This is a genomic window from Gammaproteobacteria bacterium (assembly GCA_036381015.1).
Classification (GTDB): domain Bacteria; phylum Pseudomonadota; class Gammaproteobacteria; order Steroidobacterales; family Rariloculaceae; genus ZC4RG20.
Genome location: DASVDR010000015.1, coordinates 1 through 24,801, shown reverse-complemented (window position 1 = coordinate 24,801; position 24,801 = coordinate 1). Strand labels below are relative to the sequence as shown.

The window sequence follows — 24,801 nt, the reverse complement described above, 5'->3', positions numbered from 1 at the left end:
ACTTGCGTTCGATCACCGTCCACGATTCACGAGCGGATTGAAGGAAACGCCATGAGAGGTCCCAAGCACAAATACACGAATCCGGGGTCGGCGGCGGCTTGGATGTGGCTGCTCGCGGCCTGCGCGGCATTTCTCGGCAATACCGACGCCGCGGCCCAGCAGGACTTGGCGCCACCGACGATCCGAACGGTTCGGATCACCGACAGCCTTTACATGCTGGTCGGCAACGGCGGCAACATCGGCCTGTCGGTGGGCTCGGACGGTGCGCTGCTGGTCGACGATCAGTTTGCGATGACGACGGACGCGGTCCTGGCGGCAGTCGACGAGGTGAGCGACGGCGGCGTGCGGCTCGTCATCAACACCCACTGGCATGGGGATCATACGGGCGGCAACGAGAATCTGAGCCGCGCCGGCGCCATCATCGTCGCGCACGACAACGTTCGAGAGCGCATGAGCCGCGAGGTCTATCTCCCGTTGTTCGACAGCCGCACGCCGCCCGCGCCTGCGGCCGCGCTGCCGGTGGTCACCTTCTCCAGCGACACCACGCTGCATTGGAACGGAGAGACGATTCACGTCATTCACGTTCCGAATGCACACACCGACAGCGACTCCATCGTGCACTTTGTCGACTCCAACGTGATCCACATGGGCGATACGCTCTGGACGAGCGGTTATCCGCGGATCGATTCCGATGCGGCCGGCGGCGGCTCCGTTCAGGGCATGATCGACGCCGTCGAAAAAGCGATGTCGCTCGCGAACGACGAAACGCAGTTCATCCCCGGCCATGGCGATCTGCCGGAGCGCGGCACGGCTTTCCTCGAGGAGTACGTGTCCATGCTGCGGACGATCCAAGAGCGTGTGCGCGGCTTGATCGAGCAAGGGCTTTCCGAAGAGGCCGTCGTCGCGGCCGAGCCGACGCGAGAGTTCGATGAGCGGTGGGGCGGAGGCTACATGAGCCCCGAGCAATTCACGCGCGTCGTCTATCGGAGCCTAGCCGGAGAGCGCTGAGGCGGTTCTCGAGCACCAGCACTCCCGCACCCGTGTTCGAGATCGGCGTGTGGTAGTGCTTGTGCACGACGTTCACGTCGTCGTCGAGCGCCCCGCGCATCACCAGCCACATGATCACCTCGACGCCCTCCGTGCCCGCGTTCTCGATGATCTCCGAGATCGTTTGCGACGCAAGCCACTCCGGATCGTCGATCACGCTGTCCATCGTCATCAGGTCGTAGTCGACGTTGATCACACCCGCGCGCTCGCCCTGCAACTGGTGCGACATGCCGCCGGTGCCGAAGATCACGACTTTGAGATCCTCCGGGTACGATTCGATCGCGCTGCGCAGCGCTTTGCCGAGCGCGTAGCAGCGCCGAGCCGTGGGGATCGGATGCTGCACGGTGTTGACGGCGAGCGGGACGACCTTGACCGGCCACCGGGGCAGATGCCGCCACATCAGCGCCATCGGCACGACGAAACCGTGGTCGACGAGCATCTCCTGACACGTCGCGATGTCGATCTGCTGCTCGATCAGAGCCTCGGCGATATGCCACGAGAGCTGCGCGTCGCCTTCGAAGCTCGCGAGCGTCTGGAGGCCCCAGCCTTCGTCCGCGTTGTCGTAGCGATCGGCGCACCCGAGGGCGAACGTCGGGATATTGTTCAGGAAGAAATTGAGGCCGTGATCGTTGTAGACGACGATGGCGACATCGGGATCGACCTCCGCGAGCCACGCCTTGACCGGCTCGTAGCCGTCGAAGAACCGCTTCCAGTACGGCGTGCCCTCGAGCTTCGCCGTCATCGCGTTGCCGATCGCGGGAATGTGCGACGTGGTCACGCCGCCGACGATTCTAGCCATTCCAGTAACCTCCGCGACGCTCGAGCTTGTCGACGAGACCGCGCCCCTTGGCCATCAGCGCCGCCTTGAATTCCTCTGTCGAGATGCCCTGGAACGCAGCGCCCGCGTCCTGCACGCTGAAACCGCGCGGAACGGCGAGCTTTGCCAGGTAGTAGATGTTCGCGCCGAGCCGAAGCAGCGTGAGGAAGTCGTCCTCGAGGAGAGCCTTCTTCTGCTCGGGGCTCAGGCCGAACTTGTCCGCGTAGGCCGCCTTGTCTCTCGCGAACTCCGCGCGATTCGACTCGTGGTTGAACGAAAAGAGCAGCTTGTTCAAGCCGTAAGCGGCGTGCGCGGTCTTCCCGTCGAACACATAGGTGCCGGGAATCGAATCGTAGGCGTGCTTTCTCCAGCTCATTTCTCGGGTCCGCTTTGCCTGCCTGCTGATACTTTTGGATGATCGTAGGCCTGAATCCAGGGACAATCGGCAATGGAAATGGTACATTTCGCAGAATCTCGGTTTTCCGAAGGGGGCGAGCCATGAAGCGACGGGCCTCCGCTTCCGCCGTACCGATCGTCGATTTCTATGGGGACGCGTCGGAGTGGTCGACCTCGGCGCTGCTGCACAGCGAGCCGCTGATCGAGCGCAGTCGCCTACATGCCTGGAAGATTCGCCCGCACCGGCACAGCAGCCTCGCGCAGCTCTTCTGGCTCACCCGCGGCGCCGGCGAGGCGCGCTTCGACGGCGAGCGATACGTGCTTTCCGCGCCCTGCATGGCCGTCGTGCCGGAGCTTTGCGTGCACGAGTTCGAGTGGGCCGAAGATTCGGACGGCTATGCGCTCTCCATCGCGTCGGCGCTCGTGCACGACCTCCGCCACCGGATCGGCGCCCCCGCCGGCGCGTTCACGGAGCCCGAAGTGCTCGCGGCAAGCAACGATCGCGAGTATCTCGACATGTTGTTCTCGCGGATCCAGGAAGAGTACGTTCACGCGCGGCCGCTGAAGGAAGCCTTGCTGGAAAGCCTGGTGAAGGCGCTCGCGATCTGGGTTGCCAGGCACGGCGCGCCGGCGCGGCACACGGAGAACGCGAGCCGGCGGGCCCTTCATTACGAGCGCTTCACCGAGCTGCTCGAGCGCCGTCACCGGTCCGGCTGGGCGGTCACGGACTACGCGAAGGCGCTCGGCATCACGCCGGCGCATCTGAACGCGATCTGCCGAGAGACCACCGGCTCGAACGCGCTCCGTCTCATCCACGAGCGCGTGCTGCTCGCTGCGCGCCGCGAGCTCGCCTATACGGACAAGTCGACACCGACGTCGCGGCCAGCTTGGGGTTCTCGGAGCCGTCGTACTTCACCCGCTTCTTCAAACGCTCGATGAGAATGACGCCGAAGCAGTACCGGCAGCGGAGCGGAACGCTCGCGGGCTAGCCGGCCGGTCTCGCGGCCGCTCCTCGCACGCTCCCGGAGGATTTCGCACGACGATGGTGCATCCGGACCTCCGCGGAAACGCCGGGACCGTCGCTGGTCAGGAGTCCGGTGGGAACCCCCCTTTTCGTGGCCGATCCGGCGCGCGTCCGGCTCTCCGCAAGAACGCCTTGATGTGCGGTATCTCGTGCTCCTTATCGTAGGCCGTCATCATGAAGATCGGCTCGAAGTCCTGCCGGTGGGCCGCGATGAAGGCCTCGAGGGATTTCTGCACGGTGTCGAGCACGGCTTGATGCGCCGTCACGGTCCAGTGCACGGGCTGCTCCATGATCACGCGGCACGACGCTTTGCGACATTCGGTGAAGATACCGGAGAACTCGGGACCGGCGTGCTCGACGTGCTCCGCGATCAGCGGCTCCATCGATGCAGCCCATTCCGGATCGGGAGGCTCGGCCTCGAACAGCAGGTCGGCGCGCAGGCGGTCGTGAACCATTCTCGAGAACTCGGAATCGAGGACCTCTTCCCGTTGCCAGGAATTGAGGCCGGTGGCGCCGGTCCCGGCGAACCTGATCACGAGATGTCCGACGGTGTCCGTGAACACGAAGTCCCGGTCGGCCTGCGTCCGACCGGCCTGCGGGCACACTGCGAGGGCCAATCCCACCGACACGACGGCGGATAATATCGGGGCTCGCATCACCGGTTGCCGGCTCCAAAGCGTTCAGTGTCGGCAATTTTTCCTATTTCGGGCCCGGAATTGTCAAGTTTTCTGTGCCCCTGTCCGTCTCGGTCCGGCGCCAAATTGTCGTCGAATCCGCGCGGTGGTAATGTCGCGAAAAGGCGAATTGCCCGAGCAGCCCGCGACCCGCGCCTGACAGTTGCCGATTACTTTGATTCGTTGGGGGATCGAAATGATCAAGAGGACTTTGGGAACGCTGATCTTTTCCACGTGGATTCTGGCCAGCGGCGCAGCGTTGGCCCATCACTCTCTCTCCGGCGTCTACGACATTCGCAAGTCCGGAGAGGTGACGGGCGTCGTCAAGAAGGTCGAGTTCGTGAACCCCCACGGGGCGATCACCCTCGACGTGAAGAGTGACGACGGCAAGACCACCGAATGGATTATGACGACGGGCTCGGCGAACGCGCTGTCGAGCCTCGGATTCGGTCGCGGCGGCCCGAACACGGTCATTGCCGGCGATACGGTCACGATCACGTATTTCCCAGCACGCAACGGCAAGCCTCTCGGCTTCATTCGGTCCATCACGTTGCCCAACCAGCAGACGATCGAGTTCGAGCCGGAATAAGCCTGGGCCATCAACAGAATTAGAAGGGGAATGATCATGACCTTCGACAGGGGGATCATTAGGAAGTCGATCGCCGCGTCAGTGCCGCTTGCTCTCGGCGTATCGCTCTCGGCAAGCGCACAGTTCGGCGGACCGCGCGAGCCGGCCTACACGCCCGAGCCCGACGCCCGCGACCTGAAGTCGGTGCTGTTCAACTGGCCGTGGCACATGGGCATGCTGCGCGGCATCGAGGAGCACGAGCTCATCGTCACGCTCGAGTATCGGGGTGAAGGCACGATCCAGGTAAACGGTCAACCCTGTGAGATCACCCCGTTCGAGAACACCGATCGGGAGGGCGAGCTCGGCACTTCGGGATATCGCATCAGCAATGCTTACCAATTCTTCGCCAGCCGCACCCAGATCGAGTGCACGCTGCCGAACGGCGAGACGTATTCCAACATCGAGGTCGTCAGCGGCGAATACGCGTGGGACGAAGACGTTCCGGGCGCCGGTCTCGTGCCGGGCAGAGGCACGGCCAAGCCGATGCCGAACACACGCGACGAACGCCTGATTCGTCTTTGGGCGAGCCCTCAGGGCGCACCGAAGGCCGCGTTGGCGGGCGCCGGCATCGATCCGCTGAAAGTGTTTCGCAACCCCGGCGGCCTGCTCGAGGAAGGGACTTCGAAGATCGGCAAAACGTCCGTCACGTGGGACGGCGATACGCCCGTCGTCACGTTCCCGATTCCGGGCGTCGAAGGCGCGACGGCCGTTGCCCGGCTCGACGATCGCTTCATGACGGAATCAGTCGTCGTCACACACGGAAGCGATACCTACGAGTTCACCTACGGCGACTACGACGACTACAACAATCCGCTCAATAAAGTCGAAGTCTACATGGCCGGCACGATGACGGAGACCAAGAACGGCGAAGTCATGCGCCAGCTGAGGACGGTCCAGACGGAAACCGGCAGCGTCTACGTCGTCGTGCCCGTGCCGCCGGGCGTGGGCCCGACCGAGCCGTTGCCGATGTTCGGGAGCGACCAGGAACCGCCGGTTCTCGATTCCGACGCTCCGACGCCGCGTCTGGCCGACGGCAAGCCGGACCTCACCGGCAGCTGGAGAGGCCCCAGCAAGTTCTTCATCTGGCGCTATGGCAGCCGCCGCTGCGCACCGACCCAGCTCGAGGGTTGCAGCACGCAGTGGAATCAGACGATCGATTTCGAGTTCGAGGCGGCTTCGCGTTTCGGCCCGAATCGCCCGCTGTACCTGCCGCAGCACTGGGACGAGGTCATCTATCGCGACATGTGGACGAATCGCATGGATCCGATCATGACCTGCCAGCCGATGGGGATTCCGCGGCAAGGAGCGCCCGGGCGCATCTTCCATACGGAGAAGGACATTACCTTGCTCTATGGCCGCGGCGGCGACGGCGGAGGCGGTTATTCGGACTTCCGCGTGATCCCGACCGACGGCCGCCAGCTCGAAGAACGGGACATCATCCAGACCAAGTACACGGGTCATTCCGTCGGCCACTGGGAAGGCGACACGCTCGTGATCGAATCGGTCGGCTTCACGCCGGCGACGTGGCTCGCGCGGGGCGGCTTCTTCCACTCCGAGGACATGAAAGTCGTCGAGCGCTTCACGCGGAAAGGCGATCAGATGCTCTACGAGGTGAGGGTGGAGGATCCTCAGGTGCTCCTCCAGCCCTGGGAGCAGACGCCGGTGCTGCTGACGACCGGCGGTGACGGTGCCGACTCCGATCGCGCCAGATTGATCGGCTCGGAGCGCGGCTTCTGCCAGGCCTACGAGCTCGACGACATCACGAGTCAGATTCGCCACTAGAACCTGCGCGCAGTCGGCAGGCGCCGGGCGTCGAGGAGACGCCCGGCGCTTTTGCTTTCGGCGGCTATCGCGCGGGCCCGAAAGAAAGCAGTGGAGCGTTTGTATCGTGGCAAAGCATCGAATCTATACGACCAGCTTCGCGAGCGTCTATCGTCTTTACGTCGCCAAGGCGGAGAAGAAAGGACGCACGAAAGCGGAAGTGGATGAAGTCATTCGCTGGTTGACGGGATACAGCCAGACGGAGCTGGAAGCCCAGCTCGAAAAGCAAACGGATTTCGAGACCTTCTTTGCCAAAGCGCCTCACCCGAATCCTGCGCGAACCTCGATCAAGGGTGTGGTCTGCGGTGTCCGAGTGGAAGACATCGAGGAGCCCACGATGCGGGAGATTCGCTACCTGGACAAGCTGATCGACGAGCTCGCAAAGGGCAAAGCGATGGAGAAGATCTTGCGGACGGCTCCGGCGTGAGCCGCCGGCCGACGGCCGTACCCGGCTGACCGTCGGAAGCGCTCGCCGTCGGCTTTCGCGGCCGGTTCCGGCGCAGCGATCGACGCCGGCCCGCGCCTTCGCGTTACACGCCTCGGCGGACCGGCACGCCGCCGTGAATCATCCCTTGCATCGTCGGCTCGAAGAAATGGTCGAGCTCGGTGGACTCGGGCCGGCTCACCTCGTTGAGACGGCGTTCCACCTCCGGCGGCAGCGTGAGCTCCAATGCCCGGAGATTCAGCTCGAGCTGATCCTTGCGAGTAGCGCCGACCAGCACGCTCGTGACTTGCGGCCGCGAGATTACCCACGCGAGCGCCACCTCGGTCGGCGTGCGGCCGAGCTCTTTCGCCGCCGTCAGCACCGCCGCCAAGATGTCCCAGTTGCGCTCCTGCTTCGCAAACTTCTCGAGAGCCGGGTTGCCGGAGTCCTTGTAGTCGAAGACGCGTCCCGAGCCGGTGATCTTGCCGTCCACGCGCTGGTACTTGCCGGTCAGGAATCCGCTCGCGAGCGGGCTCCACGGCACGATCGACATCTGCGTCTCCTGTGCGAGCGGCACGTGCTCCCGCTCGAGGCTGCGCGAGACGAGAGAGTACTCGAGCTGCAGGGCCGCGATCGGCTCGTAGCCGCGCACGTCCGCAAGCGCCTGCGCTCGCGACGCATACCAGGCGGGCACGTCGCTCAAACCGATGTGGCGCACCTTCCCGGCGGTCACGAGGTCGTCGAGCGTTCGCATGACCTCCTCCACGCGCGTCACGCGGTCCCATGCGTGAAGGATGTAGAGATCGACATAATCGGTGCGTAGACGACGCAACGAGCCGTCGATCGCACGCAGGATGTTCTTGCGTCCGTTGCCGCCGGCGTTCGGGTTCCCGGGCTGCGCGTTGAACGAGAACTTCGTGGCGATCACGAGCTCGTCGCGGGCGCCCGAGTCCGCAACGAATTCGCCGAGCCAGCTCTCGCTTTCGCCGCCGGCGTACATATCCGCCGTATCGAAGAAGTTGCCCCCGCGCTCGCGGTAGAGATCGAATATCTCGCGCGCGGCTTGCTTGTCCGCGCCCCACCCGTAAGTCATCACGCCCATTCCGAGGGGCGAGACTTTGAGACCGGTGCGTCCCAGCGTTCGAAAGTCGTTCATGGGTCATCCTCTTGAACGTGCCATCGCCGGTCGGCGCTCTCGGAGGACCGCCGCTCCCAGCGCGAGGGCGGCCCCGCCACGGCGAGACAGTCGGTGAGCCAGTAGGTGGCGCCGGGATTCCACCCGGCGAGCAGCGTGCCGCCGCTGCCGACGGGAAGGAATCGACCGGCGGTTTCCAGGTACCCGGTGACCTTGAGGTGGATGCCGTCGTAGCGGTCCGAGAGCTGGAGCCAGTCGGGTATGAACCAATCTCCGACGCGCCCGGCGGCTCGATACCAGTCGTGAAGCCTGGATCGACTCACGTCCACGGGAGCGGCCTCCACGAGGCGCACCCAGTCGGCCGCCGTGGCGATCTCGAACACCCGCACGGGTCCCGTCGGCTCCATCGGCCAGATCGTGGCGCGCTCCCAGCCGGGCTCGTCCTCGGTGAGGATCAGGTCCGTTGCGCCGAGCCAGTCGTAGCCGGGAGAAGTCGACAGGAGAGCGCGCGGCGGCGCGGACCACCAGGTCCCGGAGAAGTTCGCAAGCGGATCGGCAGGACGCTCGCGCAGCGCCCGCGCTTCCTCTTCGAGCACGTCCGAGTGCCACTTGGCGAGTGACCGGCGTGCTCCGACGAGACGCGGAGGCGGGCTGCGCGACCACTGAACGTAGCGCTGCCGGGATCCGACGAGATCGTCCTCCCAGTCCGCGGCCGCCTCATGCCCGAGGATACGTTCGCCGATCGGCTCGAGCACGGCGTCGAGCGCCGGCGACGCGAGGAGCCGATCCTCCTCGATCGGCTCCTGCCAGTAACGGGCCCACGCCACCGAGTCCGCGAGCGCCTCGTAGACTTCGAGTATCGACAACTCCGAGACGCGCCCGGGATCGATCTCGGAGAGGGCCCGAACGAGCGCGCCGAGCGCACTCCCGTCGCCCGGGTTGCGCGCCGCCTCGAAGAGCGCAGGCCGTACCGCGTCCGAGCACCGGCAGGCGACGGCCGCCACGAAGTGACGCCCCCGCGGACCCGTTAGAAGTGAGCGTCCAATCATTCCGTGATTGCCGCGTCGGTCGTTGAGCCACCGCCGTCCGCGCGGCGGGCGATCAGAACAGCGATCGATCGTCGCAGGGCTGAGGCGCGTACGGCACGTTCGACGGATACACCGTATCGTAGCCGGTATAGGGCTCGGCGAAATAAGCAGGGTCTTCCGCAATGAACTCGCGGGTCAAAGCCCACGACTCCGCATCGAGCGAGAAGCGCTCGACGAGGTGCAGCTGGTCGCTGTGCGGCAGCACCCGCGTGAGCGCCCCGGCCTCGAATCCGACCGTGTCGACGACGAGCACGTCGCCCTCCCAGCGCCCGATCGAGTGGCCGGTGAGGCTCGGCTCGATCCCCGCCGGATGCTCCGTCAATCCCATGTGGATCGTGCGCGCGTAGTCGAACTTGCCGTACTCGAGCACGATGGTGTCGTCGTTCTGCGTAATGCGGTTGACCGGGCTGTCATAGCTCCAGTCGACGAGGACGCTGATCGGCGCGCAGGTCATGGCCGGGTTCACGGACTGCCGCATGGCCTCGAGCGCGCGCTGACCGGCCTCCGTCATCTCGACGCGCGCGACGAACAGCCGCCGAGCGGCTTCGCCCGCGATCAGCGGCACCCGCCCGCCGTCCGCGCCGCGCTCGCCGCCTTCTGCGCGCCGCTCGGCGGCTTCGCTCAACGGCACGAGCGAGCCCGACTGCCCTCGCGGATCGGTCATGACCAGCTGCTCCGCCGCCCACTCGCCCGAGATGTTCGGCTCGCCGCTCGGGCGGCGCGCCGCGCGCTGCGCAGGCACGGCGCGCGTCGGCGGCGTGCGCTGGCCGTACCGGTCGATGCTGCTGCCGTCGGCGAAGATCACCGTGCTGACGTAGCACGCATGCGGGTCGTTGCGGTCCGGGGAGCCCGTGATCGTGATTCGCGCGCCTCGCGGGAACATCTCGGGCGACCAGCCGGAGCGGCGCAGCGTCGTCGCCGAGCGCATCTCGCAGCGATAGGGCACGACCTGCCCGTCTTCCTCGACGACGTCGAGATAAAGCCACGAGTGCGGATTGACGAAGGCGAGATCGGTGACCGTGCCCGTGATCTCGATTTCGGCGTTCATGTCGAACGTGCCGAAGCCATGATGGGCGGAAGCCGCTTGCGCGCCGAGCAGCGCGACGATCAGGACACTCGCTCTCACGTCGATCCTCCGCGTCACTCCGTTTCCAGCGGCACGAACTTCTGCGCGCGTCGGTTGTTGACGATCTCCGCCGTATAGAGGTTGCCCTGCGAGTCGACCGCCATGTGGTGCACGATGTCGAACTCGCCGGGCTCCGTGCCCCTCGTGCCGACGGCGCCGATCTGCGTCATGGTCTGCCGATCGAAGATCACGATGCGCATCGGCCCCGAGTCGACGACGTAGAGGAACTGCTGGGCCGGGTCCGGCGAGAACGCAAACCCCGCCGGCACCGGCACGACGTCGCTGCCCTCGTTCGTCAGGCGCACCTGCCTCAGGAACTTCCCTTCGCGCGTGAACATCTGGATGCGGTTGTTGATCCGATCCGCGACGTAAACGACGCCGTCGCGCGAGACCTTGATCGCGTGCGGCAGGCCGAACTCCGGCGGGCCCTCGGGCGTCGTCTGCGGCTGCGGCGTGGGGACGTTCGGCCCGAACTTCGCCGGCGGCGGATTGCCGAACGCGCCCCACATCCGCTTGAAGCTTCCGGTCTCCGAGTCGAAGACGACGACGCGGTTGTTGCCGTAGCCGTCGGCGACGTAGACCTCGTTCGCCTCCGTGTCGACGAAGACGTCGGTGGCCTGATGCACGTTCTCGGTATCGAGATTGCCCGTGCTCTCGCCGCGACGGCCGATCTGCAAGACAAGCTCGCCGTCCATCGTGAACTTCATGATCATGTCGTCGCTGTTGCCAGGCGGATTCGCGCGCGGCCAGCCGGCGCGCCCGCCGATCCAGACGAAGTCCTCCGCGTCGACGAAGATGCCGTGCTCGCGACCGACCCATTCGGCGCCGTTGCCCGGTCCGCCCCAGCTCCTGAGCAGGTTGCCCGAGGCGTCGAACTCGAGCACCGGCGGCGCCGCGTTCGCGCGCTCGGCCTCCGGGATCGACTGCGGCACGTGCAATACCCAGATGTGGTCGTGCAGGTCCACGGAGACCGACGTCACCTCCCCGAGCACCCAGCCGTTCGGGAGCGTCGGCCACGCCGGATCCACTCGGAACTCGGGCGGAAGCGGGCCGGACTGGGCGAGGGCTTCGCCGGTCAGGAGCACGGAAAGGGTCAGCATCGCGGCCACGCACGCGGCCGGCCACCGTCGGAGCGTCGGTTTCATGGGCGGGATGATACGACGAGTTCGCCGGCGCGCGCTGCCCGTGCTGCAGGAAAGCGCCCTCGCCGTGCAGACAGCCATGCCGCTTTCGACGATGGTCGTCACGGCGTCGAGACGCGCGGAAGACGTGCAGGATGTCGCAATGGCCGTATCGGCCTTCGACGGCGCGGCCCTCCGAGAAGTCGGAGTGACGGACGCGATGCAGCTCCAAGCCGTCGTGCCGAGCCTTACGTACGTCGCGACGGGTCATGGCGCGCAGCCGTATCTGCGCGGCATCGGCACGCGGCAATCGCCGATCGGGATGGAAGCTTCGGTCGCGACCTTCATCGACAACCGCTACGTCACGCGGCCCTTCGCTGCAATGTTCGACACCTTCGAGCACGGCGCTGATCGATCTTTTTGCTACGGAGCGCAGCACCGCTTGGAGCCAAGAGCTCCAGTTGACCTCGTCCGGCGATCGGAACCCGAGCTGGCTCGCCGGGCTCTTCTACTATCGCGAGGACGGCAGCATCGCAGCCGGTTCGGCCTGGCTTATCTCAGCTACTTGCGCGGCTTCAAGAGCGGCGAGCCGAGAGCATGACGAGGGCGAGCACCGTGATCAGCAGAACGGGCGCCATTACGAAGGTCGTGGAATCGCAGAAGCTCGACTCGCTGATCACGAGGCGCGGCAGCGAGTCCTGCCAAGCGACGGCGCCCCAGGTAAGCACGCCCACGAGGGCCACGACCGCAACGACGCTCCAGGCGATCGCGGCTGCGACCGACCCCGGACTACTATGCCTTGCGGCCGAAAGCCAGGCAACGCGCAGGTACGACCAAAGGCCAATGGAGATCCCGGCTCGCCCGGAGCATTCAGTCTGCATCGTTACGCCGCTTGGGGCGCGCCAGTGCCGCGCGACGAAGGAGGCCGAGATGTCTCGCCGATTCGTCCAACACCTGCCGCTTGTCTCGTTCCTGATCCCGCTCGCGAGCGTCGCTCAGGCACCGGAAGACGAAGAAGAAGCGACGCCCCTCGATATGGAGGAGATTGTCGTCACCGGCACCGGGGCGCCGGAGCGCACGAAATACGAGTCGAGCGTCGCGATCACGACGTTCGAAGAGGTCGACATCGCCCGGGAAGCCCCGCTCAGCACGGCGGATCTGCTCCGTGCCGTGCCCGGCTTTTGGGTGGAATCGACGTCCGGCACGACGCAAGGCAACGTTTTCGCGCGCGGCATCATCCAAGACGGCGGCTATCGCTACGTGGGTCTGATGGAAGATGGCATCCCGATCTATCCCGTGTACGAGCTCTCGTTCTATAACCCGGACCAGTTCGTGCGGGTCGACGACACGTTACGCCGCGTCGAGGTCGTGCGCGGCGGCACGGCACCGATCTTCTCCCAGGGCGCCGTCGGCGGAACGATCAACTTCATCACGAAGGATCCGTACGTCATCCCCGAGAACGTCCTCGGCCTGACGATCGGCGACTACGGCTATTACCGTCTCGACGGGTACTGGGGCGGGCCGGTGGGCGGGGACTGGGGCCTCGGCATCGGCGGCTATTACCACATCTCCGACGGAATCCGCGACCCGGGCTATCGCGCCGACGAGGGCGGACAGCTTCGAGCCAAGCTCGTGCGCGAGCTCGATGCAGGCACACTCGAGCTGTACGCGAAGTACATCGACGATCGATCGCTGTTCGTCGTGCCGATTCCGCTCCGCGGCGATCCAGGGGATCCCGACGCCGTCCTCCCCGGGCTCGACCCGGGAGACTACTCGCTGCACAGCGAAGATCTCGCCGCGGCCGGCTTGCCCATTTCCGCCGCGGAAGTGGGGCTCCAGGACTCGGATCTCGAGGACGGCATCCATCCGCAGCTCTTCACCGCGGGCGTCGAGCTCGACCTGGACCTCGGCGACCGCCTGAATCTCGTGGAACGGTTTCGCTACACCGACGGCGACGTCCGCTTCGACGGCATCTTTCCGGGACCGGCGCCCGTCACGGACGCCGAGTTCGCCGCCGCGCACGGTGTCGCGGCGGATTTCAGCGTCCTCCGCACCGGCGCTCCGCTCGAGCCCGGCGCGCTCGTGCAAGAGCACGGTCACTGGGTCATCGACAAAGAGTACGAGGCGTTGCAGAACGACGTTCGGCTGAACCTCGTCCGCGAACGGCACAGCTTCACGGCCGGGCTGTACCTTGCCGACTACCAGATGGCGGATCGCTGGAGCCTCGGCAATCTGCTGCTGATGGACGCGACGAGCAGGCCGGACAGATTGCTCTTGACCGGCGTCACGAGCCCGGAAGGCTTTACGCGCTACTCCACGCTGAATCTCGTCGCGGACTATGACGCCACTCAGCTCGGCCTGTATCTGTCCGACGAGTGGCAGGTTACGGGCGCGCTGCGCCTCGACTTCGGCCTGCGTTACGACGACGAGGAAATCGACGCGCGCATCAGCAACGGCATCCCCGACGTCGACCTGGACGGCAATCCGGCCACCCCGTACGACGTCGCCTCGCTCGCGGGCGACGCGTTCACCGAGAGCAACGTCGACTTCGACGATACGGCCTGGTCCGTGGGGTTCAACTACGAGCTGAACGACACGCACGCACTCTTCGGTCACTACACCGAGTCGGCGAAGCTTCCGCACTTCGACGACGTTCGCAACAACGTGCTGCAGAAGGACAACGTCACCAACCTCGAGCTCGGCTACAAGAACAGCTTCGACAACCTCGGACTGTTCGTTACGCTCTTCGAGACGGAGTTCGACAACGTGCCGTTCAACGACATTCTGCCGGATGGGTCGATCCTGCAAAGGCGCGCCGAGACCCTGACGCGCGGCATAGAGGTCGAGGGTGTGTACCGCCCGAGCGAAACGTTCAGCCTGGACTTCAGCGTCACGGTTCAGAAGCCGGAGTACGAAAACTTCACGGGCGCGGAGATCGACAATACCGGCAACCAGATCCGCCGCATTCCCGAGACCATGGCGCGCATCGTTCCCGCGTACTACATGCCGAACGGCAAAAGTCAGGCGTACGTCAGCGTGTCATATGTCGATGATCGCTTCTCGAACGACGAGAACACCATCGTCCTGCCTTCGTACACGAAGATCGACGCCGGCTTCGTCTACGACGTGACCCGTTCCTTGTCGCTGCAAGTCGTGGGCGAGAACCTGACCGACGAGGTGGGATTGACCGAGGGCAATCCGCGCACGGACATCGGCGCTGCCGGCGTCGGGGCGCTCTATCTCGCGCGGCCGCTCTTCGGGCGGTCGTTCCGCGTGTCGGCAGACTATCGCTTCTGACGACGCAGCGGTCGCTAGCCGATCAAGCAGCGCCCACGCGGACGTTCAAACCCAGCCGAACCCGCCGCGGCCCGCATTACTCGCCGCGAGGTTCTCGACTCTCGACCTCGTTGAGCCTGCGGACGAGCGCCTCGAGCCGCAGCAGCGCTCGCATGTCGCTCTGCCGGGAGGCGTACTCCATCGCGGCGAACAGGTGCGTCTGCTCGAGCTCCCTGCGCTCCGGATGGCGCTCGAGCAACGTGACGTAGTGTGAGAAGACGCGCTCGGCATCGGGCTCCGTGCGGCGCGCGACGGCGTAGCGGACCACGGCGTGCAGCGTGTAGCGCTCGTTGACCGGCTGCTGCACGAGGTGCCAGCGCCCGAGCTCGGCAAGCGCCGGAGCAATCGGCTCGACCTGCGCGAGCTCCGCAAGCGACACGACATCCACCTGGTCGCCCTCGATGTGGGCGAGCACGCCGAGCGTGCGGCGCGCGTCATCACTCAAGCGCTGCCAGGCCCAATCGAGCAGCAGCGCCACCTCGGGCAAGTCGTCCTCGTGCTCCATTGCGCGGACGCGCGAGACGCCTGCCTCTTGCAGGAACTCGCCGAGGTCCTCCGCGCTCGCGGCGCCCGAAGCCACGATGCCGTCCGCGATATCGAGCGCGAGCGGGTTCCAGCGCAAGAGACGCGTGAGGCTCGCGACGCGCGGAAACGCGCTCTCGCCGGCCGTCACGAGCGGCGCGGTGACCGGGAAGATCAATACGCCCGAGAGCAGGCAGCGGCGAGCCGTGATCACGAAGGTCGCCCGAGAGTCGGAAAACGTCTCGAACAGCTTCGCCACTGCGGCATCGCTTTCGTGGTTGTCGAGCACGATGAGCCGCTCCGGGCCCTCCGCCAGGAAGCGCTTCAGTCGCTGCACGCGGCCTTCGCCGCGGCCGGTGCCGAAGCGCAGCGCGAGCATTTCGGTCAACGTATGAAAGCCCCACGCGCCGGAGCGGAACCAGTCGACGCGGCCGCCGAACGCATCGTGCAACCGGTGGCACAGCTCCGCCGCCAGCATCGACTTGCCGCACCCGCCCGAGCCCACCAGCGCGATGCGCGTGGGCCGGGTGGCCGTGATCGTGCGCTCGAGCGTGTCCACCTCGGCGCTGCGCCCCTTCATGTCGAGGGGGCGCGGCGGGAATATCGAGCGGCGAGCGGTGCCGCTGCCTGGGTGTGCAGTGTGGGTCATTCGTCCTTCCGACGCCTCTTTGCAGCGCCCCAGTCTAGCGCAGCGTGCGGGCGGGCTTGATTCCCGCCCTCGCGGCTCTCATTTAAATGACTCGAGCCGCGCAGTCGAGCTCGGGAAAGGACCATGAGCAACCCGCGCCACGTCGTTTGTCCGCATTGCCTGGCCGTGAACCGGATACCGTCGAGCCGTCTCGGTGAGGCCCCCAAGTGCGGGCAGTGTCATCGGGCATTGTTCGACGGCAAGCCGCACGAGGTTTCGGGAAGCGCGTTCCAGAAGCACGTTTCGCGCAACGACATCCCGGTCGTCGTCGATTTCTGGGCCGAGTGGTGTGGACCGTGCCGAATGATGGCGCCCGAGTTCGAGCGCGCCGCGGCCTCGCTCGGCCGCGACTTTCGGCTGCTCAAGCTGAACACGGAGGCGGAGCAGGAGATCGCCGCGCGCCTCGGCATTCGCAGCATCCCGACGATGGTGATGTTCGCGGGCGGGCGTGAGATCGCGCGGCAGTCGGGGGCGATGCGGGCGGGGGATATCGAACGGTGGGTCCGAGGGCATGCACCGGCGGAGTGAGGCCGACCGGGACGACCACTAGTAGTCGCTCAACCCCAGGCCCGCGTCAGCAAAGGGAGCATCAGGGGCATGGCTACGGCAACGGCATCAGGTCGCGCACGTCGATCGTCAGTCCTGCGAGAACTTGCGAGGAAAGCCGGTCAGTCACGGCATAGACACTCCCGCCGTCGAAGCGGCCGGCAAGGGCATGGAACACGGTCACCTCTTCCGCTCGCGGATCGAGGAGCCAGTACTCGAGCACGCCGTTGCGCTCGTAGATCGCCTTCTTCTCGCCGCGGTCTTGAGACGCCGTTCGACCGGACATGACCTCGACGATCAAGTCAGGCACGACGCGAAGGAACCGCCCAGCTTCTGGCGCAGGCGCCGCGGCCCTGCGCTCATGCGAGACGAAGGCGTGGTCGGGTTCAACCGTGTCCCCGGAGGGCAGCTCGAATCCCTGGCTCGAATCGAAGACCCTGCCGAGCTTTCGATCCCACACGAAGCTCGCGAGCACCCGCTGCACGTTACTGCCGATCTCACCGTGCGGGTAGCCGGCCGGCGGGCTCATCACGACTCTGCCGTTGAGCAGCTCGTAGTGGCCGGTGTCACCGGCCGCCTCGCGGGTCGCAACGAATTCGGCGAATTCTTTGGGTGTCACCGTGCGAGTCGACTCGAAGACCAGATCGTGCATGACCGACGTCCCTCGAAAGCGATTGTGACAGCGGAAAGAGGCTGGTGGCCACTTCCAAGGCTCCCATCGTTGTATGAGATGTGGTTATTCATACAGCCTGACGAAAGGACGCTCGCCCTTCGTATTCGGCAGAAACGCCGAGATTTCGCCGGGAAAGACGAGCAGTTCGGCAATCCGCGAGCGTGTGGGGTTGGCGAGCTCGATTGCCTGGCTCTGGGGGGCGCCGGGCACCTTTTCGTCCCCTTCGACTCTGCTCATATCGCGTCTCGCAGCTCCGGCAGCAACGGGCTCTGCCGGTGCACGAGCATTTCCAGCCGCACCGTAGCGCGCGTCATACCGCAATACAGCACCGCTCGCGTCCGATCGGAGCAGGCGAGCGATTCATCGATGTCTGCAAGAACGACCGCCGGCGCCTGTTGCCCCTTGAAATGGAAGATCGTGTCGCACGTGAGCTTGCCATCCGTGTAGATTTGCTGCCCTGCATCATCGTACTGCCCCGTGAACCGCCTGATCGGCACGGAGCCGAGCTTTCCGAGCTCGGCGAACACCGCCTGATTCACACCTCGGCACGAGACGACCGCTATGTCGTCGTGCGTGAACCCGAGCTTCACGAGCTCGTTGATCCGGTGCGCCAGTATCTTCTGCTGGCCCCGCTCGTCCTCGTATTCGTGCAGCCTGACGCCGAGCCCAGGCAGCGGATTGCGCAGCTCCATGTCGACGCCGAGCGCGCGCCGGATGTAGCGGCCGATGCTCTGCGGGCTGCGGAAGTTGGCCGTCTCGCGATAGCGCGCGAATCCGGGCAGATCCACGGGCGGCGTGCCGCGCAGGTCCTGCCGAGGATCCTCGAGCCACAGGATCGCCGCGTCCTCCGTCAGAAAGAGCTGAAGGATCTCGAACCAGTCGGACTCGAAGTCCTGCCCTTCGTCCACGACGAGGCAGTCGAATCTTGGTCCCGCCTCGAGGTTCGAAGCGATCAGCTGCTCCTGCACGTGCTGCCACGTGCCGCTCCGCGGGCCGTCGGGGCCGAATTCGACGTCGATACCTGCGGCTCGAACCCGATCCGTGCAGAAGCCGAGATAGGTGTTGACGGTCGTGCCGTTCGGCGCGAGCTGCGCGAGGCGGTCCGCCAGCGGTCGATTGAAGCACAGCAACAGCGGTTTCCTGCCGCGCCGCAGAGCACTGCCGACGAACTTCAGCGTCAGCTGTGTCTTGCCCGCGCCGGCCGTGCCCTGTACGCGTAACCGGTAGGGCTCGAGCCAACGCGCGGGATCGCATCGACGCCGTGCATCGCGCCGAGCAGATTGCCGGCGATCGCGCAGGAACGTCGTTGCCCCCGGCTGCGTGATCGCAACGATTTCGCCGCAGCGTTCAGCGCGCAAACGAACAGCGGCCCTTCGGCGTATGATCTTCCTCTCGAAAGTGGCGAGCACTCAAAGGGGGAAGCGATGCGAGTAGTTTTCGGGCTCTGGCTCCTGCAAGCCGTTTCGGCAGCCTCGACGTGGCTTGCGCTATCGAGCGCGAGCAGAAGCCAGATCGTTCTGTGGATTGGTCTCGTTATGGGCGTGGGCCTGCTTGCGGCGCTATGGTTCTGGACCGCGCTTCGCGACCAGCGGCGGCTGGGCGCGGCGGAGCGTTCCGAGCACATGGCGAATCGAACCGCGAAGCTCCATGCGAAGCTTGCCCGAGAGCGGGCGGAGGAGGCGGGGAAGCTCCGCACATTGACCGAGAAGGTGTCAAAGACGCGGTCGCGCCTGCTGACGGCCGGCTTTTTGTCCGGCGGCGCGCTTGGCCTGGGCCTTGCACTGATGCTGACGCAATTTCTCACACTGGGAGTCCTGGCGGTCGGGTTTGCCGGCGGCAGCGTTGTCGGTTACCTAATGCGAGGATGGCTGCATCGCCTTACCGCTCCCGGTTCCGGAGCCGCGATGTCCGTCGGCACCGCGAGCGCCGCTCCTGCCGAGCTTCCGGCGCCTCGAAGCAAGGGTTTGACGCTCCGTTCGGTGAAGGCGAGGGCGGCGTGAGGGCGGCTGAATGCGCGGCGGCGCCGCGGTCGCCGTGACGAGTCGGCGACGATCTGCGCCGACTCACGTTCTCACGGACGACATGACGCATGAAGCCCGGCTGAGACCAGAAAGCATCGGCGCTCGTTGATGCAGGCACGTCGCTTGGACTAGCTACGGCAGCGGCATCAAATCGTGCACGTCGATAGTCAGTCCTGCGAGCACTTGCGAGGAGAGCCGGTCAGTCATGGCGTAAACGTCCCCGCCGTCGAAGCGTCCGGCAACGGCATGGAACACGGTGACCTCTCGTGCTTGCGGGTCAACGAGCCAGTACTCGAGCACACCGTTGCGCTCATCGATTGCCTTCTTCTCGCCGCGGTCTCGAGACGCCGTTCGACCGGAAGCGCGAGTGTGCGGTTTCGAGGCTCGAGCGAGCCTCATCGATGCCGCCGTTGGTCAGCTCCGTGACCGAGCGCCCCTGGGCACGCAGATGCTCGAGATAGCGCCGCTCGTGCTCGAGCCCGCGCCTTCGGAACTCCTCGATGACCGGGCCGTAGCGCACGAGCCGCTCACGCTCTCCGCGGACGGCATCGAGATCGAGCCGGGAGAGGTGACGGCAGCTCAAGAAGTTGCTGAGGTCCGTCGGGGCGAAAGGATTTGCGTGGACTTTAGCTGCGTCCGCCAAATGAAAGTGATGACCGTACCGATTCTGCCAGCGACGCTCTTCGTTGGCAGTGGCAAATGAAGTGTGCGCACGCGATGCGCCTATATCCGTCGCGATTCAGGCACGTCATTCGACGGCCACGCCGAGCATGCGCCAGAACGCCGCCTCCGCCACGATTCGAATCCCGTACTGACGCGCCTTCCTGCCCTTGCTCGACAAGGTGTTCGGATCGGCCGCGACCAGCAGGTCCAGCTTCTTCGTGACGCTGTTCGCCACCACGAGACCGGCCTGCGCGGCGAGCTGTTGTGCGACGGCGCGCGTGACCGGCTCGCCGTCTATCCTCGCCTGGAGCTCGCCGGTGAAGCACACGCGCTTGCCACTCAGGTCCGCGACGGGAGCGAGCTGCGCGCCCAGCCTATCGAGCTGGCCGCGGGTCTGCGCGAGGAGACTGTCGAGGGTCGAGCGGTCGATGCCGAGCAGATGCGCCACGATCTCGAGATCCGCCCGCTCCCGCTCCGAGACGTGCCCGTCGGCGAGCGCCAGAGCGGCCAGGTGCCAGAGGTAGCTCGCGTGCGCCGCCTCCACTTGTGGCTTCGACAACCCGAGACGCTCGACCGCGGTCAAAAGCGCCTCCTCCTCGTCCGGGACGACAATGCGGTCCTCGAGCACGCGATCGAGCAGCCCCAGATACGTCAGAACGTCCGGGGGCGAAGTATCGGTGTCGTGCGCGGAGCGCGACGCGATGCGCTGAAGAAAGCCGGGCGGTGACGCGCGGCGCTCACGCGCCGCCCGTCGCGGGACCGGCCGAGCGAGGCCGACCGGCAACTCCGGCCACTCGACCGGCGCGGGTGGCACGCTCAGCAGGCCGGGATCCTCCGCCAGGAGCCGGGCGACGATCCTCGCGGTGGCGCGAGCGTCGAACAACGCGCTGTGAAAAGCGCCTTCATCATCCAAGACGATTCCGAGCTCCTCGCAGCAAGCCGCGAGGTTCTGCCGGCCGAGCTGCCGGCATGTGCAGAAGAGCGGCATCTCGGGGAACGTGGCCGGCAACCGCTCGAACTCCCCGATCAGGAAATTGCGATCGAAGCTGACGTTGTGGCCGGCCAGCACGAACGCATGCCGCAGCAGAGCGACCACGTCTCCCGCGATCGCGGCGAACGGCGGTGCGTCGATCAGGTCGCTCGCCGAGATGCCGTGAATGCTGGTCGGGCCGACATCCCGGCCGGGATTGACCAGGCTTTCGTACTCGTCGCGGATCTCGCCGTCGGGCGAGAGAAGCACGACGGCGATCTCCACGATGCGGTCGTGGCGCCAGGGCGAGAGCCCCGTCGTCTCAACGTCGACGACGGCGATATGGCGAGCACCGGATGATTGCGCTTTCACGTCTCGGGCCCTTCCGAGCCGGATCTGTCCCACGTGTCGCAGGTGGTTTCGCGGGAAACTTTGCGCCGTCCCTGGGGCCTGATGCGCTGCACGAGTTCACGATACCTATTCCTGATGCCAAGAATGGTGCGGCTTATCACGGAAGCGTCACCCTCTGCCGTGTCATCGTCCGCCTTGACTCGATCGGTTCGGCTGTCAGGAAGCAGCTGCATGGTGTTCGAGAGCCCTCCTGTCGTATGAGCGACATCGGCAGGAATCTCTTCGCTTCCCTGCCTGGTCTCGACGATAGCCGGCAGCACGTCTAACTACGTCGTTCGCTGTAAGTGAGAAACAGTCGTTTGCGATGCGACGCAACTAGTCGTATCGTTCGAGCACATTTCCGAAGGCCTCGGGCCGCCCTGGTCGACCGAAGACGGTCGGTCCTGCACGTTTGTCGGAAAGAGCGCTGTCCGGATCGCACATGACGAAGCGCCGCTGATGAGAAGAAGCACGGACACGATTGGCCGGCAGTGGGAGCTTCTCCGGCTCGTCCCGCGCGAGCCCCGATCGATCACGACCGCCGAGATCAAGGGCCGGCTTGCCGAGCACGGCTACGAGGCCGACGTACGAACGATCCAGCGCGACCTGACGACGCTCGAAGCGAAATTTCCGCTCATTTGCCGAGTGGACGGCCGCACGAATCACTGGAGCTGGTCGCGTCACCATCCCGGCCTCGAGATTCCGCGGCTCGAGACACCGACGGCGATCACGCTGCTCCTCGTCCGCGACTACCTGCTCCCGCTGTTGCCGAAGTCGATCGGCAACGAGCTCGCGCCGTACTTCGAGAAGGCAAAGGAGGTACTGAAAGGCACGAAGCTAGAGCAGTGGGGACGCCGAGTGCGAATGATCCGCCGGGGTCCGGTGCTCAAGGCGCCGACCGTCGCGCCGGGCGTGCTGGATGCCGTGTATCGCGCGTTGCTCGAGGGCCGCCAGCTCGAAGCCGACTACCACAGCCGGAGCGCCGGCGAGACCAAGCGCAGGCGGATCCATCCGCTCGGTCTCGTGACGAAGGAGGACGTGCTGTACCTCGTCGCGACGCTCGGAGACTATCAAGACGTGCGTCAGCTCGCCCTGCATCGGATGAGCCGCGCGGAGACAAAGGAGCTACCCGCGAAGGCTCCGCCTGGCTTCACGTTGAAGGCCTACATAGAAGAGGAGCGCTTCGCCTATCCCGTCGACGAGAAGAAGATCCGCCTCGTTGCAGCGTTCGTCGAGGAAACGGCCGCGCATCTCTACGAGCGAGAGATTTCTGCGGACCAGCGGCTCGAGCGGCGTGCGCGCGACGTCGTCTTGAGAGCGACGGTGCCGAACACGAGCGAGCTGCGGTGGTGGCTGCTCGGCTTCGGGGATCGGGTCGAGGTGCTCGAGCCGCCGTCGCTCAGGGCGGAGTTTCGGGCGATGGCGTTCGAGATGGCGAGAAGGTACTCGCCGCTGCCGGCACAGTCGACCTCGGGCACGCGAAACGCGAGCATGAGCGAGGGAGGCGAACGTTCGTCGAGTAAAGCTGCCTCCGGCAATCCCGCCTCCTGAGTCCGCCGCTCGCAGCTCTCGGGGGCGTCTCATGAGAGCTGCGGACGTTCTCCCGCTAAGACGGCACGCTTGCCAAGCCGAGACAACGAAGCATCAACTTATGCTCCTCGAATCCGATGGTCTCGCGCCTCGTGATACGCGTCGAGCAACCACGGGGCCGCCGCACGCACGGCTCGCCGCGTCCCGGCGGTGTCGTCGCGCAGCAATGCGCGCACGGCCGAGAAGGCCTGCTCGCCCGCGCTGACGCGCTCGCCGCTCGCGAGCGTCTCCGGCAACGAGCGGACGAGACCGGGTTCGGCGAGGAGCTGATACGTCGGGAAGAACGTCACGTCGGGCTCTGCGTCGAGCTCGACGAACGCGAACCACGCCTGGCTCACCGTGAAGTCGCGGATACGTCCTTGCTCGAGACATTCCGATGCCGTTTCCGGAGACCGCCAGCGCAGCTGCGACAACGCGGCAATGGCGCCGTTGCGGTCGCCACTGCGCAGGCGTGCGATCGCGAGCCGCTCGAGCAGCACGGGCTCGTCGGCGTGATCGGGCACTGCCTCGATTGCGGCGATCGTGCGCGGCCAATCGAGCGCGTGAGCATACGCGTAGCTCGCGTGCAGCTGCGGCCGCTCGGGATCGAATGGCACGCCGGCGAGCGCGTCCCCGAGCCGCCGCCAGAACGGCGCGAGCGGCTCGCCGACGTGCGCGACCCGACGGCCGACCGCCCGAAGCTGCACTTCGTCGGCCTTGCGCCGGGACGCGCGTCCGTGCCGGCGCAGCTCGAGTCACTCTGGCCCGGCAAGCGTGCACCGAACCGCCTCGACGTCGTCACCCCGTTCTTCGACCTCGGCACGCGCAACGCGCCGGCGCACGCGTTCTGGCGATGGCTCAAGGCGCGGCGCTCGGCCGAGCTCTGCATCCACACGACGGGCGAGACGCGCCCGGCCGAGCAGGGCATCGTGCTGCACGCGCCGGAATCGCTGAAGGACGCCGCGCCCGCCGGCGATCGCTTCACGACGCGCTTCCACCGCGTCGCCGAAGCGGATCTCCCCGGCGAGCACGGGCCGCTCTACCGCCCGCTGCACGCGAAAAGCCTGCTGCTTGCGAATCCCGCGTGGCGCGCGCTGCTGATCGGCTCGAGCAACTTCACGAGCGCCGGGCTCGGCCTCGGCCGCGCGGCGAACATCGAGGCGAACCTGTGCTACACGGCGAACGCGCGCAGCAACCCCGAGCGCGCTGCCGCGCTCGACGCCGCGTTCCTCCGCGGCGAGCCGCTCGACGACGAAACGATCACCCTCTGGCAGCCGCGTAACGAAGCCGACGAGGACGCCGGCGACGAAGCGCCCGCGCTGCCCGCCGGCTTCGAGGACGCCGAGGTCTTCGTCGAGCACGGCGCGATGCGTCTTCGGCTTCGCATCGGCGCGGCGCTGCCCGACGGCTGGTGGGTGCGCGCGGAGGATGCGCGGACGCCGCTCGTCGATCAGTCGCGCTGGCAGGCGGAGGGCGCGCCGCGGACGATGGAGATCCCGTGGCCGGAGCCGCGCCCGCCGGCGGGCCTCGAGGTCGGCTGGTCCGGCACGACCGAGCCCGCGTGGTGGCCGGTGAACATCCGCGACGCGCTCGCCCTGCCGCCGGTCGAGGAGCTCAAGTCGCTCTCGCTCGACGCGCTGATCGAGATCCTCACGTCCGCGCGGCCGCTGCTCGAGATCATGCGACGGCGGCTGCGCCGCCGTGCGCGCGAGCTGCTGCACGGTGCAAGCATCGATGAAACCCTCGACCCGCACCGGCGCGTCGACACGAGCGCGTTCCTACTGCAACGCGCGCGCCGCGCGTCGTGGGCGATCGCGGGCCTGTGCGAGAAGCTCGCGCAGCCGGTCGCGACCGAGAACGCACTCGCGTGGCGGCTGCACGGGCCGGTCGGCGCGGACGCGCTCGCCCGTGCGCTCGAGGTGGAAGCGGCGTCCGCCGACGAGCGCACGTTCCTGCTCGGCGAGCTCGCGCTTGCGCTTGCGCAGGTCGAGCCGCAGACGCACCGCGGCTCGCTGCCCGCCGACGCCGTGCGCGCGGCGATCGACGAGTACGTTGCGACGCTCGTGCCGCGCGCGGAAGCGCAGCTTGGCCAAGCGACGCCGTCGCTCGCCGGGTACGTCCG

General features: G+C 66.3%; 27 protein-coding genes. 11 read left to right on the top strand and 16 right to left on the bottom strand.

The features are described from left to right. Positions 1 to 51 precede the first annotated feature (51 nt). The gene (locus tag VF329_06130; GenBank protein ID HEX7080573.1) at positions 52 to 1,008 is read left to right on the top strand and encodes an MBL fold metallo-hydrolase; all 957 of its coding nucleotides are present in this window, start codon (positions 52 to 54) and stop codon (positions 1,006 to 1,008) included. On the opposite strand, the gene VF329_06125 is transcribed toward VF329_06130, so the two are convergent. Then, positions 968 to 1,846: a class III extradiol dioxygenase family protein gene (locus VF329_06125; GenBank protein ID HEX7080572.1), complete on the bottom strand. Its 879-nt coding sequence runs from the start codon at positions 1,844 to 1,846 to the stop codon at positions 968 to 970. The two genes, VF329_06130 and VF329_06125, sit on opposite strands and share 41 nt — an antisense overlap. Continuing rightward, positions 1,839 to 2,240: a protocatechuate 3,4-dioxygenase gene (locus tag VF329_06120; protein ID HEX7080571.1), complete on the bottom strand. Its 402-nt coding sequence runs from the start codon at positions 2,238 to 2,240 to the stop codon at positions 1,839 to 1,841. Before VF329_06120 ends, VF329_06125 begins: the two co-directional genes overlap by 8 nt. Before the next feature lie 122 nt (positions 2,241 to 2,362). Between VF329_06120 and VF329_06115 the strand changes: the two genes are divergently transcribed. Next, complete coding sequence (locus VF329_06115) at positions 2,363 to 3,199, top strand: AraC family ligand binding domain-containing protein (protein HEX7080570.1); 837 nt, start codon at positions 2,363 to 2,365, stop codon at positions 3,197 to 3,199. A gap of 147 nt (positions 3,200 to 3,346) precedes the next feature. Here the strand turns inward: VF329_06115 and VF329_06110 are convergent, their stop codons facing one another. After that, a complete protein-coding gene (locus VF329_06110) occupies positions 3,347 to 3,943 on the bottom strand; it encodes a hypothetical protein (protein HEX7080569.1) in 597 nt (198 codons plus the stop codon). Between the two features lie 211 nt (positions 3,944 to 4,154). Here VF329_06110 and VF329_06105 point away from each other — a divergent pair, with 211 nt between their 5' ends. The 3 genes from VF329_06105 to VF329_06095 all read left to right on the top strand — a co-directional run bounded on the left by VF329_06105 (position 4,155) and on the right by VF329_06095 (position 6,834). After that, positions 4,155 to 4,547: a DUF6152 family protein gene (locus VF329_06105; protein ID HEX7080568.1), complete on the top strand. Its 393-nt coding sequence runs from the start codon at positions 4,155 to 4,157 to the stop codon at positions 4,545 to 4,547. A gap of 36 nt (positions 4,548 to 4,583) precedes the next feature. Continuing rightward, positions 4,584 to 6,368 (top strand): hypothetical protein, encoded by a 1,785-nt coding sequence (locus VF329_06100; GenBank protein HEX7080567.1) that lies wholly within the window; start codon positions 4,584 to 4,586, stop codon positions 6,366 to 6,368. A 106-nt stretch (positions 6,369 to 6,474) separates the two neighbouring features. Continuing rightward, entirely contained in the window at positions 6,475 to 6,834 is a 360-nt protein-coding gene (locus tag VF329_06095; protein HEX7080566.1) for a DUF2200 domain-containing protein, read from the top strand. 103 nt (positions 6,835 to 6,937) lie between these two features. On the opposite strand, the gene VF329_06090 is transcribed toward VF329_06095, so the two are convergent. The 4 genes from VF329_06090 to VF329_06075 form a co-directional block, all read right to left on the bottom strand. Continuing rightward, on the bottom strand, positions 6,938 to 7,987 hold the full coding sequence (locus tag VF329_06090) for an aldo/keto reductase (protein ID HEX7080565.1): 1,050 nt from the start codon (positions 7,985 to 7,987) through the stop codon (positions 6,938 to 6,940). Further along, the gene (locus tag VF329_06085; GenBank protein ID HEX7080564.1) at positions 7,984 to 8,970 is read right to left on the bottom strand and encodes a hypothetical protein; all 987 of its coding nucleotides are present in this window, start codon (positions 8,968 to 8,970) and stop codon (positions 7,984 to 7,986) included. The genes VF329_06090 and VF329_06085 overlap by 4 nt, the downstream gene beginning before the upstream one ends. 97 nt (positions 8,971 to 9,067) lie before the next feature. Then, positions 9,068 to 10,180 (bottom strand): DUF6152 family protein, encoded by a 1,113-nt coding sequence (locus tag VF329_06080; protein HEX7080563.1) that lies wholly within the window; start codon positions 10,178 to 10,180, stop codon positions 9,068 to 9,070. A gap of 14 nt (positions 10,181 to 10,194) precedes the next feature. After that, entirely contained in the window at positions 10,195 to 11,325 is a 1,131-nt protein-coding gene (locus tag VF329_06075; GenBank protein ID HEX7080562.1) for a hypothetical protein, read from the bottom strand. A gap of 7 nt (positions 11,326 to 11,332) precedes the next feature. On the opposite strand from VF329_06075, the gene VF329_06070 reads away from it, so the two are divergent. Then, a complete protein-coding gene (locus tag VF329_06070; protein ID HEX7080561.1) occupies positions 11,333 to 11,902 on the top strand; it encodes a hypothetical protein in 570 nt (189 codons plus the stop codon). Here the strand turns inward: VF329_06070 and VF329_06065 are convergent. After that, positions 11,877 to 12,182 (bottom strand): hypothetical protein, encoded by a 306-nt coding sequence (locus VF329_06065; GenBank protein HEX7080560.1) that lies wholly within the window; start codon positions 12,180 to 12,182, stop codon positions 11,877 to 11,879. The genes VF329_06070 and VF329_06065 overlap by 26 nt on opposite strands. A 49-nt stretch (positions 12,183 to 12,231) precedes the next feature. Here VF329_06065 and VF329_06060 point away from each other — a divergent pair, with 49 nt between their 5' ends. Continuing rightward, positions 12,232 to 14,598 carry a TonB-dependent receptor gene (locus tag VF329_06060; GenBank protein ID HEX7080559.1) on the top strand — a complete coding sequence of 789 codons (2,367 nt, stop codon included), beginning with the start codon at positions 12,232 to 12,234 and terminating at the stop codon, positions 14,596 to 14,598. A gap of 76 nt (positions 14,599 to 14,674) precedes the next feature. On the opposite strand, the gene VF329_06055 is transcribed toward VF329_06060, so the two are convergent. Continuing rightward, on the bottom strand, positions 14,675 to 15,808 hold the full coding sequence (locus VF329_06055; GenBank protein ID HEX7080558.1) for an ATP-binding protein: 1,134 nt from the start codon (positions 15,806 to 15,808) through the stop codon (positions 14,675 to 14,677). A gap of 123 nt (positions 15,809 to 15,931) precedes the next feature. Between VF329_06055 and trxC the strand changes: the two genes are divergently transcribed. Further along, complete coding sequence (gene trxC / locus VF329_06050) at positions 15,932 to 16,375, top strand: thioredoxin TrxC (protein HEX7080557.1); 444 nt, start codon at positions 15,932 to 15,934, stop codon at positions 16,373 to 16,375. A 73-nt stretch (positions 16,376 to 16,448) separates the two neighbouring features. Here trxC and VF329_06045 read toward each other — a convergent pair whose 3' ends face one another. The 3 genes from VF329_06045 to VF329_06035 form a co-directional block, all read right to left on the bottom strand. After that, complete coding sequence (locus tag VF329_06045) at positions 16,449 to 17,045, bottom strand: Uma2 family endonuclease (protein ID HEX7080556.1); 597 nt, start codon at positions 17,043 to 17,045, stop codon at positions 16,449 to 16,451. 84 nt (positions 17,046 to 17,129) lie between these two features. Then, on the bottom strand, positions 17,130 to 17,303 hold the full coding sequence (locus VF329_06040) for a hypothetical protein (GenBank protein HEX7080555.1): 174 nt from the start codon (positions 17,301 to 17,303) through the stop codon (positions 17,130 to 17,132). Further along, a complete protein-coding gene (locus tag VF329_06035) occupies positions 17,300 to 18,196 on the bottom strand; it encodes an ATP-binding domain-containing protein (GenBank protein ID HEX7080554.1) in 897 nt (298 codons plus the stop codon). The genes VF329_06040 and VF329_06035 overlap by 4 nt, the downstream gene beginning before the upstream one ends. 150 nt (positions 18,197 to 18,346) lie before the next feature. On the opposite strand from VF329_06035, the gene VF329_06030 reads away from it, so the two are divergent. After that, a complete protein-coding gene (locus VF329_06030; protein HEX7080553.1) occupies positions 18,347 to 19,066 on the top strand; it encodes a hypothetical protein in 720 nt (239 codons plus the stop codon). Positions 19,067 to 19,219: 153 nt separating this feature from the next. Here VF329_06030 and VF329_06025 read toward each other — a convergent pair whose 3' ends face one another. The 3 genes from VF329_06025 to VF329_06015 all read right to left on the bottom strand — a co-directional run bounded on the left by VF329_06025 (position 19,220) and on the right by VF329_06015 (position 21,092). After that, the gene (locus VF329_06025) at positions 19,220 to 19,387 is read right to left on the bottom strand and encodes a hypothetical protein (protein ID HEX7080552.1); all 168 of its coding nucleotides are present in this window, start codon (positions 19,385 to 19,387) and stop codon (positions 19,220 to 19,222) included. A 10-nt stretch (positions 19,388 to 19,397) separates the two neighbouring features. Beyond that, entirely contained in the window at positions 19,398 to 19,670 is a 273-nt protein-coding gene (locus VF329_06020; GenBank protein ID HEX7080551.1) for a hypothetical protein, read from the bottom strand. A gap of 165 nt (positions 19,671 to 19,835) precedes the next feature. Then, positions 19,836 to 21,092 (bottom strand): exonuclease domain-containing protein, encoded by a 1,257-nt coding sequence (locus tag VF329_06015; GenBank protein ID HEX7080550.1) that lies wholly within the window; start codon positions 21,090 to 21,092, stop codon positions 19,836 to 19,838. 477 nt (positions 21,093 to 21,569) lie between these two features. Between VF329_06015 and VF329_06010 the strand changes: the two genes are divergently transcribed. Then, positions 21,570 to 22,661, top strand: a complete 1,092-nt coding sequence (locus VF329_06010) for a WYL domain-containing protein (GenBank protein ID HEX7080549.1) — start codon at positions 21,570 to 21,572, stop codon at positions 22,659 to 22,661. A 98-nt stretch (positions 22,662 to 22,759) separates the two neighbouring features. Here VF329_06010 and VF329_06005 read toward each other — a convergent pair whose 3' ends face one another. Continuing rightward, entirely contained in the window at positions 22,760 to 23,386 is a 627-nt protein-coding gene (locus VF329_06005) for a hypothetical protein (protein HEX7080548.1), read from the bottom strand. Between VF329_06005 and VF329_06000 the strand changes: the two genes are divergently transcribed. Next, on the top strand, positions 23,351 to 24,801 hold a 1,451-nt coding region (locus VF329_06000), incomplete at its 3' end, for a hypothetical protein (protein ID HEX7080547.1). The genes VF329_06005 and VF329_06000 overlap by 36 nt on opposite strands.